Source organism: Acinetobacter sp. COS3, from assembly GCF_000475335.1.
Classification (GTDB): Bacteria; Pseudomonadota; Gammaproteobacteria; order Pseudomonadales; family Moraxellaceae; genus Acinetobacter; species Acinetobacter venetianus.
The window spans coordinates 35,922-53,957 of record NZ_AXCD01000005.1; the positions used below are offsets into that span (position 1 = coordinate 35,922).

General features: G+C 39.9%; 16 protein-coding genes. 5 read left to right on the forward strand and 11 right to left on the reverse strand.

The window, feature by feature from the left end; translation table 11 throughout:
* Window positions 1-127: 127 nt before the first annotated feature.
* Both IO68_RS0116820 and IO68_RS19830 read left to right on the forward strand, forming a co-directional pair.
* Window positions 128-697: a DUF805 domain-containing protein gene (locus IO68_RS0116820; protein ID WP_031234682.1), complete on the forward strand. Its 570-nt coding sequence runs from the start codon at window positions 128-130 to the stop codon at window positions 695-697.
* A 132-nt stretch (window positions 698-829) separates the two neighbouring features.
* On the forward strand, window positions 830-1,816 hold the full coding sequence (locus tag IO68_RS19830; protein ID WP_007481348.1) for a mechanosensitive ion channel family protein: 987 nt from the start codon (window positions 830-832) through the stop codon (window positions 1,814-1,816).
* Here the strand turns inward: IO68_RS19830 and IO68_RS19835 are convergent.
* From IO68_RS19835 to prfB, 5 genes are all read right to left on the reverse strand, one after another.
* Window positions 1,796-2,503: a 16S rRNA (uracil(1498)-N(3))-methyltransferase gene (locus IO68_RS19835; RefSeq protein ID WP_023012670.1), complete on the reverse strand. Its 708-nt coding sequence runs from the start codon at window positions 2,501-2,503 to the stop codon at window positions 1,796-1,798. The two genes, IO68_RS19830 and IO68_RS19835, sit on opposite strands and share 21 nt — an antisense overlap.
* Window positions 2,500-3,819 (reverse strand): 3-deoxy-D-manno-octulosonic acid transferase, encoded by a 1,320-nt coding sequence (locus tag IO68_RS19840; protein WP_023012671.1) that lies wholly within the window; start codon window positions 3,817-3,819, stop codon window positions 2,500-2,502. The genes IO68_RS19835 and IO68_RS19840 overlap by 4 nt, the downstream gene beginning before the upstream one ends.
* A 99-nt stretch (window positions 3,820-3,918) precedes the next feature.
* Window positions 3,919-4,983: an alkene reductase gene (locus tag IO68_RS19845; RefSeq protein WP_023012672.1), complete on the reverse strand. Its 1,065-nt coding sequence runs from the start codon at window positions 4,981-4,983 to the stop codon at window positions 3,919-3,921.
* 54 nt (window positions 4,984-5,037) lie between these two features.
* Window positions 5,038-5,340, reverse strand: a complete 303-nt coding sequence (locus IO68_RS19850) for an ArsR/SmtB family transcription factor (protein ID WP_017196833.1) — start codon at window positions 5,338-5,340, stop codon at window positions 5,038-5,040.
* A 153-nt stretch (window positions 5,341-5,493) separates the two neighbouring features.
* Window positions 5,494-6,589, reverse strand: a protein-coding gene (gene prfB, locus IO68_RS19855; RefSeq protein ID WP_100607978.1) for a peptide chain release factor 2 whose coding sequence is annotated in 2 segments (ribosomal slippage) — window positions 5,494-6,516 and window positions 6,518-6,589 — 1,095 coding nt in all. Because the reading frame shifts where the segments join, the coding sequence is not laid out codon by codon here.
* 410 nt (window positions 6,590-6,999) lie between these two features.
* Here prfB and IO68_RS19860 point away from each other — a divergent pair.
* Window positions 7,000-7,767, forward strand: a complete 768-nt coding sequence (locus tag IO68_RS19860; RefSeq protein ID WP_007481353.1) for a putative porin — start codon at window positions 7,000-7,002, stop codon at window positions 7,765-7,767.
* A 254-nt stretch (window positions 7,768-8,021) separates the two neighbouring features.
* Entirely contained in the window at window positions 8,022-8,879 is an 858-nt protein-coding gene (locus IO68_RS19865) for a putative porin (RefSeq protein WP_023012673.1), read from the forward strand.
* 45 nt (window positions 8,880-8,924) lie between these two features.
* Here the strand turns inward: IO68_RS19865 and recJ are convergent, their stop codons facing one another.
* The 6 genes from recJ to IO68_RS19895 form a co-directional block, all read right to left on the reverse strand.
* Complete coding sequence (gene recJ, locus IO68_RS19870) at window positions 8,925-10,625, reverse strand: single-stranded-DNA-specific exonuclease RecJ (protein WP_023012674.1); 1,701 nt, start codon at window positions 10,623-10,625, stop codon at window positions 8,925-8,927.
* Window positions 10,626-11,282, reverse strand: a complete 657-nt coding sequence (gene pdxH, locus IO68_RS19875; protein WP_023012675.1) for a pyridoxamine 5'-phosphate oxidase — start codon at window positions 11,280-11,282, stop codon at window positions 10,626-10,628.
* Between the two features lie 11 nt (window positions 11,283-11,293).
* Entirely contained in the window at window positions 11,294-12,631 is a 1,338-nt protein-coding gene (gene glmM, locus IO68_RS19880; RefSeq protein ID WP_023012676.1) for a phosphoglucosamine mutase, read from the reverse strand.
* A gap of 127 nt (window positions 12,632-12,758) precedes the next feature.
* Window positions 12,759-14,225 (reverse strand): IMP dehydrogenase, encoded by a 1,467-nt coding sequence (gene guaB, locus IO68_RS19885; protein WP_004878042.1) that lies wholly within the window; start codon window positions 14,223-14,225, stop codon window positions 12,759-12,761.
* A 140-nt stretch (window positions 14,226-14,365) separates the two neighbouring features.
* On the reverse strand, window positions 14,366-14,731 hold the full coding sequence (locus IO68_RS19890) for a YkgJ family cysteine cluster protein (RefSeq protein ID WP_023012677.1): 366 nt from the start codon (window positions 14,729-14,731) through the stop codon (window positions 14,366-14,368).
* A 133-nt stretch (window positions 14,732-14,864) separates the two neighbouring features.
* The gene (locus IO68_RS19895) at window positions 14,865-15,671 is read right to left on the reverse strand and encodes an MBL fold metallo-hydrolase (protein ID WP_007481361.1); all 807 of its coding nucleotides are present in this window, start codon (window positions 15,669-15,671) and stop codon (window positions 14,865-14,867) included.
* 224 nt (window positions 15,672-15,895) lie between these two features.
* Between IO68_RS19895 and IO68_RS19900 the strand changes: the two genes are divergently transcribed.
* A complete protein-coding gene (locus IO68_RS19900; RefSeq protein WP_023012678.1) occupies window positions 15,896-18,019 on the forward strand; it encodes a TonB-dependent siderophore receptor in 2,124 nt (707 codons plus the stop codon).
* The last annotated feature ends 17 nt before the right edge of the window (window positions 18,020-18,036 follow it).

Sequence of the window (18,036 nt, forward strand, 5' to 3'; positions counted from 1 at the left end):
AAATTTTACTCAAAATAATTTAAAATTTAACTGCTTGTCTATGCTTTTTGTTTTTAAAATAAGTGATTATTTTGATCAATGTAAACTCTTTAAAAGATTTAATAAGCAGAAAAATAGGAATCCATCTATGTCAGATTTTACAATTGCACCGCAGACGCAACCCAGCAAAGATCATCCGCTCTCATCGAGAGGACGTTTTAATCGACTTAGCTACTTAGGCTGGCATGGACTAATCAGTATCGGATTCATACTTATATTCGTGCTATTGGTATCAATCGCAGGCAATGTCAGCATAAACAATGTCAATATGAACGAACCAATGTTCTCAGCATTTTCAGGTATTGCAACATTTGCCATTATTGCGCTGTGGTTTGCAGGGTTTTATTTTCAAATTGTTTTTTTGATTCGACGCCTACATGATCTCAATAAAACAGGTTGGTTATGCCTACTGTTACTTGTGCCATTGATACAACTCTTTTTCACTTTATATGTATTACTTGCGCCGGGCACACCGTATCGCAATGACTATGGAGATGTACGTCCATCCAAAGCATGGGAAAAATTATTGGCTTGGATCATGATTATTCTGAGTATTTTCATACTATTTAGTATGTCTGTCTTTATGTATTACTTCGCTAGTCCCGATATTTGGGATGCACCAACACAGATTATTCAAAACACAACGGAGTATTTTTGATTGTGAGTAATTTTTATGCGTTTGTAGCATTAATGAAATCAATTGATTACTGAATTTGCCAAGCGTGTTTACAATAATTTCATTATCATGCAACACCTTATTACTCCTTTCTTTGCGAAATAGAGATTTCTAGTGGCTAACGAACAAACAACATTGACAAATGTCGCGAAAGATACAGGCGAACTATTGCATCAGGCCAGTGCGAAAACCACACAGACGGTACTTGCGCATACTGAGAAATATCACGATGCCTATACAACGATTGATAAAATCATCGACAGCTTTTGGGAACGTGTTCCCTATATCTGTATTGCGATTGTTGTTTTTATCATTTTCTGGTTACTCACTAAATTATTTAAATTTTTTGTGAATAAAACATTAACCAATCGCTCTTATGCAAGACAGAATTTGGTTTTAGTTCTACACCGTGTCGGTGGAACATTTATCTTATTCTTTGGCTTCCTAATCGCATTGGTGATTGCAATTCCAGGATTTACACCGAGCCAACTCATCGGTGCTCTAGGAATTGGTTCTGTTGCCATTGGTTTCGCATTTAAAGATATTTTCCAAAATTTACTTTCAGGTGTTCTGATTTTACTTGGTGAACCATTCCGTATCGGTGATGCAATCATCGTGAATGGCATGGAAGGTGTGGTCGAAGATATTCAGATTCGAGCGACTTTTTTACGTTCTTATGATGGTCGTCGTATCGTGATTCCCAATGCAACGGTCTATACCAGTCCTGTAACCGTCAATACCGCTTATCAGCAGCGTCGCTGTGAGTTTATTGTTGGTATTGGTTACGATGACGATGAACAAAAAGCCAAGCAAATTGTCTTGGATATCTTGAATAATGACCGTAATGTGCTCAGTCAACCGACATTCTCAGTCAATGTTACTGCTTTAGCCGATTTCTCTGTCAATTTAACGGTTCGTTGGTGGATTAATACCACTGAAACCGATATTTTATCATCGACCAGTTCAATCCAAGCTCAAGTAAAACAAGCCTTTAATGCTCAAGGAATTAATATTCCATATCCAATTCAAGAGCTTAAAGTACAGCAGAACAATGCTCAATTGCCTTTTGATACACAAAACTCAGATAAACAGCCTTCCTAAAATAGACGGAACAGCAGTTTCAGTTCGCAAAATTCGGTTGCCTAAGCTCACAGCTTGGCAACCATTTTTTTTGAGCAATTCAATTTCATAAGGAATGAATCCGCCTTCTGGCCCGACCACCACAATACAGGGATGTTGTATTGCGTGAGGCATCACATGCTCAGCATACGGGTGTGCCACATAAGCTGGCTGCTGCTCTGTGATTAAAGTTGCCAAAACATCTTCTACAAAAGGTTTAAAGCGTTTGTACAATTGTATCTCTGGCGCAATGGTGTCTCCCGCCTGCTCTAAGCCCAAAGTTACATAATCATCCAATTGCTGTATAAAAGGCGTCTGCCAATAGCTTTTATCTACGCGATAACTATGAATCAAACTAATGCGCTCTACCCCTAAAGTCACTGCATCCATCATCATTCGACGCAACACTTTGGGACGAGGTAAGGCAAGAATCAAATGTACAGGATGCTTAGCAGGTACAGCTTCGGTCTCAATCGGGCGCACCACAATTCGCGTCTCATTCAATGCAACAACTTCTGTCAAATAGCGTAGACCGTGTCGAATACCGACTTTCAGCGAATCACCTACTTGAAGTTGTAAATGCTGACGTAAATGTTGCAATTGTCTTGGATTTTCAATATTCCAAAGCTCAGATTGTGTCTGTTCTGGTTTAAGTAACACAATATTCATGAGGATGCGGTTTGCTGTAAATAATGATCAATTAACTGAATATGCTTTTGTAAAGAACCCGTATTTCGTTGTAAAACCAACTGAGCTTGCTGAACTAAACGTTGTTTTTGAGCAGTATTTTCTAAACAGCTCAACAGCTGTTGCACAATCTGTGCTGCATCATCTCCAATCAAAATGCCTTGCTCTGCAACAAACTCATCGACAATGCTTTGGAAGTTAAAATAGCGCGGTCCAATGACACTCGGCACATCGAGTACCATAGGTTCTAAAATATTATGACCACCACCCGGTTCATTCAATGAACCGCCAACAAAACACGCTTGGCTCAAGCCATACCACAACCACATTTCCCCCATACTATCAGCAAGAAAAACTTGTGTATCCGCTTGAATCGTTTGCTTAAGACTACGGCGTTGCGTATTTAAATTTAAACTTTGACAAACTTGGTACACCTCATCAAAACGTTCCGGATGACGAGGCACCACAATACACAGCAAAGCTGGATTTGAATTTAAATGCGGCTGCAATTGTTTGAGTAAACTTTGTTCTTCGGGCGCATGCGTACTGGCCAAAGTAATGATCTGACGATCCGCCAAGTGCCAATCTTGTCTAAGTTGCTGTGCTTGCACTACAAAGTGCTCTGGTGCGGTAATATCAAATTTAATATTTCCAACTACCTGACTTTTGTTTTGATCAAGTCCTAAAGCGACATAACGTTGCTGCGTCGCTTGATCTTGTGCCAGCATCCACGTCAGTTGTTGTAACATCGGCTTGGTCAATCGTGCCACTTTGCCATAGCCTTTCGCCGATTTTTCAGAAAGGCGGGCATTCAATAAAATACAGGGAATCTGTTGTTGCTTGGCTTCCGCAATCAAATTTGGCCAGATTTCAGTTTCAACCAATGCCAAAAGTTTGGGTTGATATACATCAAAAAACTGCTTGAGCAATCGCTTTTGATCAACGGGCAAATAAACCGCTTGAAATAAATCGAGATAAGGTGCTTTCAGAAACAGCGATTTGGCGCGCGCCTGACCCGTCTTCGTCGTATTGGTTACCAACACAGGATGGCCTAATTTTAAATAATGCTCGATCAAAGGCTGTGCTGCATTAGTTTCCCCAACAGACACCACATGAAACCAAATCGTTTCTAAGTTTTGGGGTGGCTGAAAAGGGCCAAAACGCTCGATACACTCTTGTTGAAATGCCGCATCATTTTCAGCGCGTTGTTTTATTTTCCAACGATATAACGGCTTGATACAGGTTAATAAAAAGTTATACCAAAAGGGTGTTTGCTGCACTGCGTTTTTCTGCGCCATCCTAGACCATATTTCACGATTTGATGTGAGCTTATTATGCGGAATTTCAATAAAAAACTCATGCCATTTTGGTAAATAGCATGAGTCTTTTAGATCAGATTAAGCTTCTAACTGTTCAAAAGCAGGATAATCTGTATAACCTTCTGCACCTGAGCCATATAAAGTTTCAGGCTGAATAGCATTTAAAGGTAAATCATTTTGTAAACGTTCTAACAAATCTGGATTGGCAATATAAGCTTTGCCGAATGACACTGCATCTGCTTGACCTGTTGCCAACATTTGTTTTGCAGAATCAGCCGTTAAACCTTCATTTGCAATCCATACACCTTTAAATTTCGAACGTAGTGCAGGCATTAAGCTGTCTTCGGCTTGGTATTCACGCGTGAAAATAAAAGCAACATTGCGCTGATCCAATTGCTCAACAACATAGCCAAAAGTTGCCAATGGATTTTCATCGCCCATATCATGTGAATCACCACGTGGCGCTAAATGAACACCCACTCGACCCGCACCCCACACGTCAATAAATGCATCAACGACTTGTAACAGTAAACGTGCACGGTTTTCAATTGAACCACCATATTCATCATCACGATGATTGGTTGAACTTTGCAAGAACTGGTCAATCAAATATCCGTTGGCAGCATGCAACTCTACACCATCAAAACCTGCCGCTTTCGCTTGTTCAGCAGCATTTCTATATTGTGCAACAATTTCCTGAATTTCTTCATGGGATAATGCACGCGGTGTAACGAATGGGCGTTTTGGACGAAGTAAACTCACTTCACCAGCAGGCTGAATTGCGCTTGGCGCAACAGGCGTATCACCATCTAACAAATCGGGATGTGAAATTCGACCAACATGCCAAAGCTGAACCACGATTTTTGAGCCTTGTGAATGCACTGCATCAACAATCTTGTTCCAAGCCTGTGCTTGTTCTTGTGACCATAAGCCTGGGGTATTGGCATAACCTGCGGCTTTTGGACTAATCACCGTTGCTTCGGTAATGATTAGACCCGCATTGGCACGTTGTTGATAGTATTCCACCATTAAATCGTTTGGAACACGAGACGCATCGCTACGTGCACGCGTTAAAGGAGCTAAAACCAAACGGTTTTTAATCTTAAAGTCACCTACTTGTAAGGTAGAGTTTAATTCAGCCATGATCGCCTCAACTTCACTCTATTCAGCGGGTTAAGATTACCCTTATCCTCGCCGTCAGAGTGTTTGTTTTAAATGTTCGATGTATTGCTGAATCAAAGCTTCATTACGTGTGAAATAAGACCATTGCCCATATTTTTCAACATTAATCAAACCCGCTTGCTGTAACACAGACAAATGATTCGACATCGTCGATTGCGCAACTTTGCCTAAACGTTCGATGTGCCCAGCACATACACCACGCTCAAAACTACCACCACATTCCTGTACAGGTAAAAATTGCTCTGGCTCTTTTAACCACTGCAAAATTTGTCGACGTAATGGGTTGGCTAAGGCTTTGCTTATAACATCAATATCCATAGACTCACCACGTTTCTCAACAGGCAAAAGCTTTGTTCAGCATCTAAACTCAGTATATCGAATTTTATAAATATTAATATCTGTTTTTATCGATATTAATATCATATTTTTCCGATTAACCAAAAGATGCTGAACGAAATTGCCGTTTTAAACTTATAAACCTTGTTTCAAACTTGCTTCAATGAACTTGTCTAAATCACCATCCAAGACTGCTTTGGTATTCGATGTTTCTACACTTGTACGCAAATCTTTAATACGTGAATCGTCTAAGACATAAGAACGAATTTGACTGCCCCAACCAATATCTGACTTTGAATCTTCCAAAGCTTGAGCCGCTTCATTACGTTTACTCATCTCTAATTCATAGAGCTTGGCGCGTAACTGTTTCCATGCATGATCACGGTTAGCATGTTGTGAACGTTGGTTCTGACACGCCACCACGATACCTGTTGGTGCGTGGGTTAAACGTACCGCAGAATCAGTTTTGTTAATGTGCTGACCACCTGCACCCGAAGCACGATAAGTATCTGTTCGAACATCCGATGGATTAATATCGATCTCAATATTGTCATCAATCTCAGGCGAGATAAATACTGCCGAGAATGATGTATGACGGTTGTTGTTACTATCAAATGGCGATTTACGCACTAAACGGTGTACACCACTTTCTGTCCGTAACCAACCATAAGCAAACTCACCATCCACACGAATCGTTGCAGATTTAATTCCTGCAACATCACCGTCAGAAACTTCCATCAATTCAGCTTTAAAGCCATGACGTTCAATCCAACGCAGGTACATACGTAACAGCATCGATGCCCAATCTTGTGCCTCTGTACCACCAGAACCCGATTGGATTTCAAGGAAGCATGGATTTGGGTCCATTGGATTACTAAACATACGGCGGAATTCAAGATTACCTAAAGCCTGTTCAGCACTATCCAGTTCAGCTTGTACATCGACCAATAAACTTTCATCATCAGCCTCAACAGCCAAATCAAGCATCGCTTTCGCGTCATCAAGCTGTTCAGCCAAACGATCAAATACACTAATGGTATTTTCTAAACTGCCCTTTTCTTTGGCAATCGCTTGAGCACGATTTTGATCATTCCAAATTGCAGGGTCTTCTAATTCTCTTAAAACTTCTTCTAAACGCTCAACTTTTAGATCGTAGTCAAAGATACCCCCGTAGTGTTTGGCTACGATCAGATAAATCTTTCAATTGAACTAAATACGGATTAATTTCCACGTGTCTTTTCCTACACTCTTTTTCACTTAATCGACTATTTTAACATAAGTGTTTTTACGACACAGCCGTCTTATTTTGTACGTCATGGAAAACGAAGACAAATGTTTCACTTTCATCTTTTCATACTTGTCCAACGATTTCACTAAAACAATTTAAACTTAAATTGGGTAAAAATTAGACTAAATATACGAAAATACACAATCCCTCCTAAGTTTTAATAAATCAATACAATCCATTTTTTTAAATAAAAATCAAATATATAAAATGTCAAAATTACAAGTTAATTACATTCGTACTGTTTAATTACTTTCTCATGATTGACCCTCATCAAATTTTAAATAGACTGGGACTTGTAACAAAACATGTAATTAAGATTTAGCTAGTTCTCATTATTTCAGAGGGAAGTAACCATGAAAAAATTAGCAATTGCATCGGCACTTTTATCTGCATTGGCAGTGACAGGTACTGCACATGCTTATCAAGCTGAAGTAGGCGGCTCATATACTTATTCTGATTGGGATGATTTCGATGCAACACATAGCTTTGGTGTAGATGGAAAATACTATTTCAACCCAGTGCAAACCCGTAATGCACCTCTTGCTGAAGCAGCGTTTGTAAACCGCGCAAGTAATGTTAGTGCAAAAGTGAATTACGCAGACAATAACGGTATAAAAGATTCACAATATGGCGTAGGTGTAGAATATTATGTCCCGAATAGTGACTTTTACTTAAGCGGTAATTTGGGTCGTAATGAGTTAGAAGTAGACAATACATCTATCGATCAAAAAGTTACAACTTATGCTGCTGAAGTGGGTTACTTACCTGCACCAGGTTTATTACTTGCTTTAGGTGTAAAAGGGTATGACGAAAAAGATGGTAAAGACGGTGCAGACCCAACCGTTCGCGCAAAATACGTCACTCAAGTTGGTGGAAATGACATTAACTTAGAAGCATATGGTGCTTTCGGTGATTTAGATGAATACCGAGTAAAAGGTGATTACTACCTAGATAAAACACTCAGTGTAGGTGCAGATTACTACAATAACGATCTTACGAATCGTGATGAATGGGGTATTTCTGCGAAGAAATTCCTAAATCAGCAAGTAAGCTTAGAAGGTCGTGTCGGTTTTGGCGATGATTACAACACATATGGTGTTCGTGCTGCATACCGTTTCTAATTGTTAAATCCTAACTTTTAGATTCAAAAAACCGCTCTGAAATCAATTTTCAGGGCGGTTTTTTTATAATGAATATTTATAAATATAAAAATAAGCACCCTGATTCATATTGAATTCAATATCTGATTATTTAAACAGAAACAGCTAAATATTTTGATCATTCATTTAATAATTGACGACTCTCAAATTTTGACTACACTACAACTCGCAACAAATTATTACGATGCATTATTTTAATAAAGGGGAGTTATTAAATGAAAAAATTAAGCTTAATTACAGCACTTTTAAGTTCTTGTGTTGCTTTAAATGCGAATGCATATCAAACCGAAGCGACTGGTGCTTATGAATACGTCGACATGGACGGTGGTAAAACGAATAGCGCAGCAATCAGCGGTAAATATTACTTTAATCCTGTGCAAACTCGTAATGCGCCTCTTGCAGAAGCAGCTTTCCTTGATAAAGCATCAAGTATCGGCGGTGGATATGCGTATAGCAAACTTCAAGATGATGAAGATTTTGGTGATTTGCAATTTAATATTATTGGTGTAGAAGGCGAAATTTTTATTCCTGATACTCAGTTTTATGTTTCTGGTGCATTACACCGCACGAATATTAAAGCCACCATTAATGGACTTGGTTCAGAGTCAGATAATGGCAATGGATACGAGTTTGAAGCAGGTTTCCTTCCAGTAAATGGCTTATTACTTGCTGTAGGTGTGGCTGATTTTTCAGAAAGTATCAACCCTGTAAAAGTCGCAAAATATGGTTTTGTTACTAATGTCAGTAATGCTGCCGTTGTTTCTGGTGATAACGACGATACAGCCGTTTCACTTCGTGCAAAATATGTTTCAGAAGTCGCTGGCTTCTATACAAATTTTGAAGGTGTAACTTACATCGGTGACGAAACATCTTATCGTTTAGCTGCTGATCTGTATTTAGATCAAACACTAAGCGTTGGTGTTTCTTTTGCAGACTCTACAGCTGACGACTCGGATAGTATTTTCAACATTCGTGCACAAAAATTCTTTAACCCTCAATTTGCTTTAGGTGTGGGATACACGACAACTGATGGTGCTGACTCTTATGGCATCAACGGTACATTCCGCTTTTAATTGAGTTTCTATAAAACAAAAAATCCGCTCAACAGAGCGGATTTTTTATTGCTTTAAATAGGCGACCTGCAATTGTAAACTGGTATTCCCATTAAAAACATTACGTTCTAAGGTGTACACCAAATCGACATAACCCAACATTGGATTAAATTCATAACGATCGATGGCATTAAAAGCAATCGCATCAATCACATGTTGCCCTACAGCAAGTTTTAATTTTAAGTGCTGATCTTTGAGCCAACGATAATCAATCACTTTAAACCGACCCTCGAACTGAGGTAGAGGAAATTTTTGCCCCCAAGGGCCAAGTTGCTCTATCCAATCTAAAGTTCCTAAATGCAAAGCGGAGTCATCTAACTCACCATCCGTCCATAAAGTTGCTTGAAATAAATCAGAATCCATTTCCGCAATCATTTGAGTAAACACGGTTTTAAATTCTTCAAAATGTTCTTTTTTTAGTGTTAAACCCGCTGCTGCTGCATGCCCACCAAAATGACTGACCAAATGCGGATACTGTTCAGCAACCTGCTCAATCATATCTCGGATATGAATTCCTTCGATTGAACGAGCAGAACCTTTGATATGTATCCCATCTTCATCGGGCGCAAACACTAAGCTTGGTCGATGAAACTGCTCTTTTAAGCGGCCTGCAACGATACCGATCACCCCTTGATGCCATTGTTCCTCAAACATTACCAAAGCAGGAGGAATATGTTCGGTTGTTAATTGTATTTGTTGCAAAGCCGTGAGAGCCTGTTGCTTCATTTCATTTTCAACTTGTCGACGTTCAACATTCAGTTGATTGAGCTGCTGAGCAATCGGATAAGCAGTTGCCATGTCTTCAGCAAGTAGACATTCTATTCCGATACGCATACTTTCCATACGACCTGCGGCATTAATCCGCGGACCAAGCACAAAACCCAAATCCTGCGCACGTAGATGAGCTGCATCACGACCAGCAATATCGAGTAACGCTAAAATTCCAGCACGACACTGATACTGTTGGATGCGTTTAACACCCGCATCAATCAAAATGCGATTGTTATAATCTAAAGTTGCAACATCAGCATAAGTACCCAAAGCAACTAGATCTAAATATTGAGTGACTTTACTGCTCGTTTTATTGTGCTGACTGCGAAAACTTGCCAGTTTTGCCAAGACATAGAATGCGACTCCAACCCCTGCCAAGGCCTTACTCGAAAACTCACAATCCAATTGGTTTGGATTCACCACAGCTTCAGCAAATGGTGTTGGCTTAGTCGTTAAATGGTGATCCGTAATAATCACTTGCATCCCAAGTGACTGCGCCGTTTCAACACCCGCATGACTTGATATCCCATTATCGACAGTAATCAATAAATCAGGTTGATAGGTTGCGTGTGCCAATTCAGCAATTTTGGGAGTTAACCCATAGCCATATTTAAAACGGTCAGGTACCAGATAGTCGACCAATGCACCCATTTCTTTTAAGACTAATACCATCAGCGCGGTACTGGTTGCACCATCTGCATCGTAGTCACCTACAATGATGATTTTCTTTTGCTGATCAATCGCTTGATCAATCAGTTCAACTGCTCGATCTAAACCTTTCAAATGCGGAGCAAGTAGATGTTTAAGCTTTAATTCAAGCTCTTGTTCAGACTGAACACCTCGTCTTGCCAAAATCTCTGCGATAAACAGAGGCACGCCCTGAAACTGTTCAGGGCGTGTGAGTAATGGTCTCTTTTGAATAAGTATCTGTGTCATTTATGGCATCAAACGTTGAATCGTCCAGAGATCATTCTGTTTTTCATAACTTAAACGATCATGCAAGCGGTTTGGTCGCCCCTGCCAGAATTCATAATAATCTGCTTCGAGACGATAACCGCCCCAAAATTCAGGTTTAGCTAACTCACCTTGATCACCAATGCTCTGCTGGAGTTGTTGAAAGCGTTGTTGCAATTCTTCACGACTCGAAATCGCACCACTTTGTGGAGTACTAATGTGCGCTGCAATTTGGCTATCACGAGGGCGCTTATGATAATAATCAGTCGATTCTTGTTCAGAAATCTTAAGTACCTTACCACTGATACGCACCTGACGTTCTAAGCTCGGCCAATAAAATAACAACTCAGCAAAAGGATTTTCAGCAAGATCTAAACCTTTTTGGCTGTCATAATTGGTATAAAAATCATAACCCGCCTCAGTCGCACCACGTAACAAGACGGTTCGAACATGCGGACGACCTTGTGCATTTGCTGTCGCAAGTGACATGGTATAGGGTTCATGCAGATTTGCATCAAGCGCATGATTAAACCAGTTTAAAAATTGCACATGTGGATCATTGCTGATTTGCGCTTCGTGTAATTCGCCTTGTTCGTAACTTAAACGTAGCTCGCTGAGATCCTTAATGACATCACTCATTATTTATCTCCTTAAGCAACTTGCGCCTGTGCACGTACTGCATCAGCTAAATGATTTGCCAGACTCACAACCTCTTCTTGTTGATCGCCTTCGACCATCACACGAATCACAGGCTCAGTACCTGACTTACGAATTAAAATACGTCCACGGCCTTTGAGTTGCTGCTCTGCTTTATCAAATTCAGCCACTAAAGCTGGAATAGAATACGGTTCGATCATTTGCTGTAAACGCACATTAACGAGAACTTGAGGGAATAAAACAAAACCTTCCACTAACTCATGTAAGGCTTTACCCTGCTCAACCATAACCGTCAGCACTTGTAATGCAGCAATAATCGCATCACCTGTTGTGCTTTTATCCAAGGTGAGAATATGCCCTGATGGCTCACCGCCCGTTACCCAAGCGTTTTCTTCAAGTGCTTGTAACACATAACGGTCACCTACTTTGGCACGGACAAAACCAACGTCTGCTTTTTGCAATGCCAGTTCAAGCGCCATATTACTCATGACTGTACCCACGACACCTTTTGGCTTGTGGTTAGCTTGCGTCGCTAAAATATACAAGATATGGTCACCATCAATCAGATCACCATTTTTATCCACCATCACTACACGATCAGCATCACCATCAAAAGCAATGCCAAGATCAGCCTGATGTTCTACAACTGCTTTCTGTAATTGTTCAGGATGAGTTGAACCACAATTTTCATTAATATTTAAACCATCTGGTTCATTGAATAATGAAATTACCTTCGCACCCAACTCACGGAATACAGAAGGTCCTACGCTATAAGCTGCACCATTGGCGCAATCTACGACAATTTTCAAATTATGTAAGTTGAAATGGTATGGGAAAGTGGATTTACAGAATTCGATATAACGACCATTGGCATCTGTTACACGTACGCTTTTACCAAGGTTTGCCGTGTCATCAATGACAAGATCTTTTTCTAATTCTTGGTTAATTTCATCCTGTAAGGTATCAGGAAGTTTTTTACCTTCACTTGAGAAGAACTTAATCCCATTATCAAAGTAAGGGTTGTGCGACGCAGAAATCACAATCCCCGCATGGGCATGTAGTGCACGAGTTAAGTGAGCAATCGCTGGTGTTGGTAATGGACCTAATAAATGAACATAAACACCCGCAGCGTTTAGACCTGCTTGTAGTGCAGCTTCTAAAATATATCCCGATAAACGTGTATCCTTACCTAATACCACGATTGGCTTATTTTTCGGACTATTTCTTTTTAGTACTTTTCCTGCGGCGAAGCCAAGTTTTAATGCAAACTCAGGGGTAATTGGCATTTGTCCAAATTTTCCACGAATGCCATCAGTGCCAAAATAACTCATCTTCTACTCACTTTCTTATCGTTTATATGGTCTATCACCATATATTTCTCATCACGCTCACTTTACACCAAAAACAAAAAAACCGTCAGTAAACTGACGGTTTTTCTATCGGTAAAATTACCAAAAATCAACCAACACGATAGTTTGGCGCTTCTTTAGTAATCGTTACGTCATGTACGTGTGATTCAGACATACCTGCTGAAGTAATTTTCACGAATTTCGCATTTTGACGAAGGTCTTCAATGGTCGATGAACCTGTATAACCCATAGAAGAACGTAGACCGCCCATCATTTGATGGATGATATTGCCCATTGGGCCTTTATATGGAACACGTCCTTCAATGCCTTCAGGTACTAATTTTTCAGCACCTGCTTTCGAGTCTTGGAAATAACGGTCAGCTGAACCAGTCGCACCTGCCATCGCACCTAAAGAACCCATACCGCGATATGCTTTGTAATAACGACCTTGGAAGAACTCAACCTCACCCGGCGCTTCTTCAGTACCAGCAAGCAGTGAACCCACCATGATCGTACTCGCACCCGCACCAATTGCTTTTGCCATATCGCCAGAGAAGCGGATACCACCATCAGCAATCAAAGGAATTTGGTCTTTCAATGCATTTGCAACACTGTCAATCGCAGAAATTTGTGGCATACCAATACCTGCCACAATACGTGTTGTACAAATCGAACCAGGACCGATACCGACTTTAACGGCATCTGCACCAGCATCAAGCAATGCCAATGCCGCATCGCCTGTCGCAATATTTCCACCAATCACTTGAACTTGTGGGTAGTTTGCTTTTACCCAACGAACGCGTTCAATTACACCCGCCGAATGACCATGTGCAGTATCTACAACAATCGCATCAACACCAGCATCAACCAATGCTTCTACACGACTTGGTGTCTCGGCACCTGTTCCCACAGCAGCACCTACACGTAAACGACCAAGGTCATCTTTACAACTGTTTGGATAGCTTTCAGCTTTACGGAAGTCAGTGACCGTAATTAAGCCTTTAAGTTCATTGTGCTCACCAACAACTAAGACTTTTTCAATACGATGTTTTTGCAATAATGCTTGAATATTTTCTTTAGATTCGCCTTCACGTACAGTAACTAAGCGATCTTGACCTGTCATGATGTTGCTCACAGGCTGTTCTAAGTTCGTTTCAAAACGTGTATCACGTCCTGTTACGATACCGACAACTTTGCCATCTTTAACAACAGGCACACCGCTGATGTTGTTGGCACTTGTGATTGCAATCAATTCACGAACAGTTGTTTCTGGTGTCACAGTGATAGGATCTTTCACCATCCCTGCTTCAAATTTTTTCACACGACGAACTTCAGCGGCTTGTGCTGAGATGTCCATGTTTTTGTGCAAAATACCAATACCACCATTCTGCGCCATCGCAATTGCCATACGAGACTCAGTCACCGTATCCATTGCAGCAGAAACGAGAGGAATATTAAGTTGAATTCCGCGAGTTAAACGTGTCTTTAAGGAGACATCTTTTGGGAGAACAGTAGAGTAGGCAGGAAGTAATAAGACATCATCGAAGGTCAAGGCTTCTTGAACGATGGTCAGCATAACAATCTCACTGGTAATTTCCGTGAGCTATTATAAACAAATTTCGATGTGATTTTCATTTTCTATGAAGAAAATAATTTGAGAAAAAGCATTTCTTCATCAGAATAAATGCTTTTTACATTGAGTTTATCAAAACAGAATTAACAGACCTGATCAAAATTATCATTATTTTCAGAATCTTGTGGTTCGACACAAATGAGTGGAATCATATTATGTTTCATTCGTGCTTTATTACATTGTTCATCTGCAATTTGTACTTCTTTACAACTGGAACTACGCGCTTCATAAATAGAACAACTTACATTGACACCAACTTCACCCTGTAAGGCTACACATCTAGGTTGTGATTGATTGGTTCCTTTCATGCAAGAATAAACCGCTGTAAGAGGTTCAACCATTTCTTCAGGCATGCTTTCAGCTTCAGCCCAATAGAATGAGACACGGAAATTTGCGCAGCATGCACCACAACTAATGCATGCATCTGGCGTAGCAATTTGAGACAACATTTTTATTAAAATTCTCGCGACCAAATCAAATTTTTTATAGCGCGAATCCTAAGAAAATTCACTACCGAAAACAATATATATTTATCTGTTTTCGATAGATTTATTCGTTCAAATTTTAAGGATTTATCAAGCTTTAATTTATTTCCGTTGGAATGCTGAAAACATACTCATTCATAAGGTCTACGCCACATTCTAGATTTTCAATCCAATCCAAAAATTGATTAATCATCTCTTTACCGACAAATGCCGTGCCATGTTGAGGAACAATCATATCCAAATCCATTTGACGAACCATATTGACCCACAAACGAATCACTTTGTTTGAGCACATATAGCGTTGATGGAAGCCTTTCATTTTTTTGATGTGGGCTTCAAAATCAGTGATCGGTAGACTGGCATCTTCAACAATCGATGCCCCCATATCACCAGAAAATAAAATTTTTGCCGTTGGATCATAAAATTGGAAATTGCCAACCGAGTGTAAAAAGTGTGCAGGTACGGCAACAATAGATGATTCACCCAGTGGAATTACTTGTCCTGTGTCAGGCAATTCAATCAGACGCTCCTCCCAATTGCCCTTCATACGATCACTCATAAAAGCTGAATTCAGATGTGGTAAAAATCGTGCCCATAATTTTGAAGCGACAACTTTTGCGTCGGTATAAACCAACCAACGCGGCATCGAGGTAATAATGTCAGGATCTTGATGCGAAGCCATCACATAATCTAAATTTTTAAGCTTCGTATATCGATTCAATTCCATCGTCAAAGGAACATACGTTAAGTCCCCACCTGGATCTAAAACAGCAGCACGATCATGATCAATAATTAAAAATTGATTGGCTTGAATACCCTCGCCCTTTACCAAACTGGTAAAACTAATGCATTTATGAGTACCATTATCAAATAATATTTGTGATGTAGTCCGATCAAAGCTCATAGCAACCCCAGAAAAATTCTTTAAATATGAAATATTTTTAATTCCATAATAAAATAATGGGATTTAGTCGCTGTTTCAATCAGATATTGGACTTTTATCGTAATTTATCTATGTAAATTTTACTGATTTAAAACTTGAGTATCTTTATTTACATCAATTAAAATAATAACCATTCTCATTAATATCACCTCGATCTGAGATATCTCTCAGTTTTGGAATCTTCTATGCTCCCTCCACATCGAACGCTGCTAGCAACACTTGTTTTAGGCTTTATGACAACCGCTTATGCAGACGATACAACCAATACCCTTCCCACCATTTCAATTCAAGCAGAGCAAGATCAAACTGACACTTATGTTGCTACTCAAGCAACTTCAGCACTAAAGTCAGATGCTCCACTTTTTAAAACAGCACAATCCGTCAGTGTAATTACTCAAGAACAGCTAGAGCAAAAACAAGCACAGACTTTAGCAGAAGCGATTGATGGTGTTGCAGGTGTTGTTTCGGGACAACTTGGACGACGGGGTTGGGACGATTTTATTATCCGTGGACAAAATTCATCGGATCAGGTTTTTATTGATGGTTTACGGCAAGGGCAAAGTACTTTTGTTGCAACAGAACTCTCTGGTATGGATCAAGTACAAGTCATCAAAGGGCCTGCATCGGTTAATTTCGGCCTCGTTCAACCCGGTGGCATGGTCAATATGGTCACTAAACGACCTCAAGCTGACTCATTCTACCAAGGATCTGTGACCTACGGCTCTAATCAACTTAAACAAGGCACTTTCGATTTAAACTATAGTCCGAATGACAGTGAAAAAGGCGCTTTCCGCATTAACGGGCGTGTTGCAGATCAAAATGATCCAACCGATTTCGTGTATTTTAAAAATTACTATATTTCAACTTCTTATAATTTTGACTTAGGTGACAATACTGATCTTTCGGTCATTGCAAGCTATCAACATCGTGAATATATGCGCCAACAAGGCTTACCTATCTTAGGTACATTGCTAACAAATCCAAATGGCGCATTAGACTCAAAATTATTCATGAGCGAACCAGCTCATGGCGGCTACAATGCGGATGTTTATCGGAGTGGCTATAATTTTGCACATACTTTTGAAAATGAATGGAAGTTCAAACAAAATTTTGCCGTACAAAAAACAGAAATGGTTGGTCCTGCCGTATTTGCTGCAACAGGCAAGAACTTTTGGGCGAAAAATTCTGATGGGACGATCGATTACACCACAATCCAACGTCAAGGACGTTATCAAGATGTCGATAATTTAAGTTTTTCAATCGATAATCAACTACAAAGACGCTTTAACCTTGCCAATATGTCGCATGAACTCACGATTGGTGTCGATGCCATGCAAGAAAAAAGCGATTACATCAATAACCGTTGTACCGTGGGCAATTTAAATTTATATCATCCGCAATACAACACCAAGGTGAGTTGTCCTGAGTCACCCACAAATCATGATATCAATCGCCTCAGATATACAGGCTTATATCTACGTGATCGAATTCAACTCAATGATCAATGGGTTTTAAATCTAGCAGGTCGTCACGATTGGGCTGAAACACAAAATAAAAATTTGGTGAAAAATACAGAATCAACCCAATCAGATAATGCATTTACAGGCAATGCGTCTCTCCTCTATATCATCAATGATATTGCAGCCCCTTATGTTAGCTATGCAACATCATTTCTTCCTGTCAGCGGAACAGATGCTAATGACAATGCATTTAAACCAGAGAAAGGCAAGCAAGTTGAAGTCGGCTTAAAACTACAAAGCCCAGATCAACGCATCCAAGGTAGCATCGCATGGTTTGATTTACGTCGCCAAAATGTCTCAGTATCAGATCCAATCAACAGTGGATTTAAAGTACAACGTGGTGAGCAAATGACACGGGGGATTGAAACAGAAGTCACGGCGCATTTGTTTGATCAGCTCAAACTCACCGCAGCATATACCTATACACCTGATGCAAAAACTACTCAGGATACAACAGCTGAAAATATTGGTATTCGCATCGACAATATTCCAAAACAGAGCTATAGCTTATCGACACGCTATCGCTTTGAACCAAATTCAAATTTAGGCTGGTATGTGGGTGCAGGACTTCGAGGCGAAACGAAAAAAAGCGTTGATGGTTTAACGTTGGATATTCCGAGCTACACAGTATTTGATACTGAAGCAGGCTATGATACAGAACATTGGGGTGCACAACTTTCAATCCGCAATATGTTTGATAAAGACTACTATGCTGGCGCACTCAATGAAAATCTGATTACGCTAGGCAACCCACGCCAAATCAATTTTACAGTGAAATTTAACTACTAAAATTAAAGAATAATGCC

Excerpts from the sequence above, each read along its gene's own strand:
- IO68_RS19845 (WP_023012672.1), bottom strand. The coding sequence starts at position 4,983 with ATGGCTGAATTAAACTCTACCTTACAAGTAGGTGACTTTAAGATTAAA.
- pdxH (WP_023012675.1), bottom strand. The coding sequence starts at position 11,282 with ATGAGTGATGTCATTAAGGATCTCAGCGAGCTACGTTTAAGTTACGAA.
- IO68_RS19835 (WP_023012670.1), bottom strand. The coding sequence starts at position 2,503 with ATGAATATTGTGTTACTTAAACCAGAACAGACACAATCTGAGCTTTGG.
- IO68_RS19890 (WP_023012677.1), bottom strand. The coding sequence starts at position 14,731 with ATGTTGTCTCAAATTGCTACGCCAGATGCATGCATTAGTTGTGGTGCA.
- recJ (WP_023012674.1), bottom strand. The coding sequence starts at position 10,625 with ATGACACAGATACTTATTCAAAAGAGACCATTACTCACACGCCCTGAA.
- IO68_RS19895 (WP_007481361.1), bottom strand. The coding sequence starts at position 15,671 with ATGAGCTTTGATCGGACTACATCACAAATATTATTTGATAATGGTACT.
- IO68_RS19850 (WP_017196833.1), bottom strand. The coding sequence starts at position 5,340 with ATGGATATTGATGTTATAAGCAAAGCCTTAGCCAACCCATTACGTCGA.
- IO68_RS19865 (WP_023012673.1), top strand. The coding sequence starts at position 8,022 with ATGAAAAAATTAAGCTTAATTACAGCACTTTTAAGTTCTTGTGTTGCT.
- IO68_RS19840 (WP_023012671.1), bottom strand. The coding sequence starts at position 3,819 with ATGGCGCAGAAAAACGCAGTGCAGCAAACACCCTTTTGGTATAACTTT.
- IO68_RS19900 (WP_023012678.1), top strand. The coding sequence starts at position 15,896 with ATGCTCCCTCCACATCGAACGCTGCTAGCAACACTTGTTTTAGGCTTT.
- IO68_RS0116820 (WP_031234682.1), top strand. The coding sequence starts at position 128 with ATGTCAGATTTTACAATTGCACCGCAGACGCAACCCAGCAAAGATCAT.
- IO68_RS19860 (WP_007481353.1), top strand. The coding sequence starts at position 7,000 with ATGAAAAAATTAGCAATTGCATCGGCACTTTTATCTGCATTGGCAGTG.
- guaB (WP_004878042.1), bottom strand. The coding sequence starts at position 14,225 with ATGCTGACCATCGTTCAAGAAGCCTTGACCTTCGATGATGTCTTATTA.
- glmM (WP_023012676.1), bottom strand. The coding sequence starts at position 12,631 with ATGAGTTATTTTGGCACTGATGGCATTCGTGGAAAATTTGGACAAATG.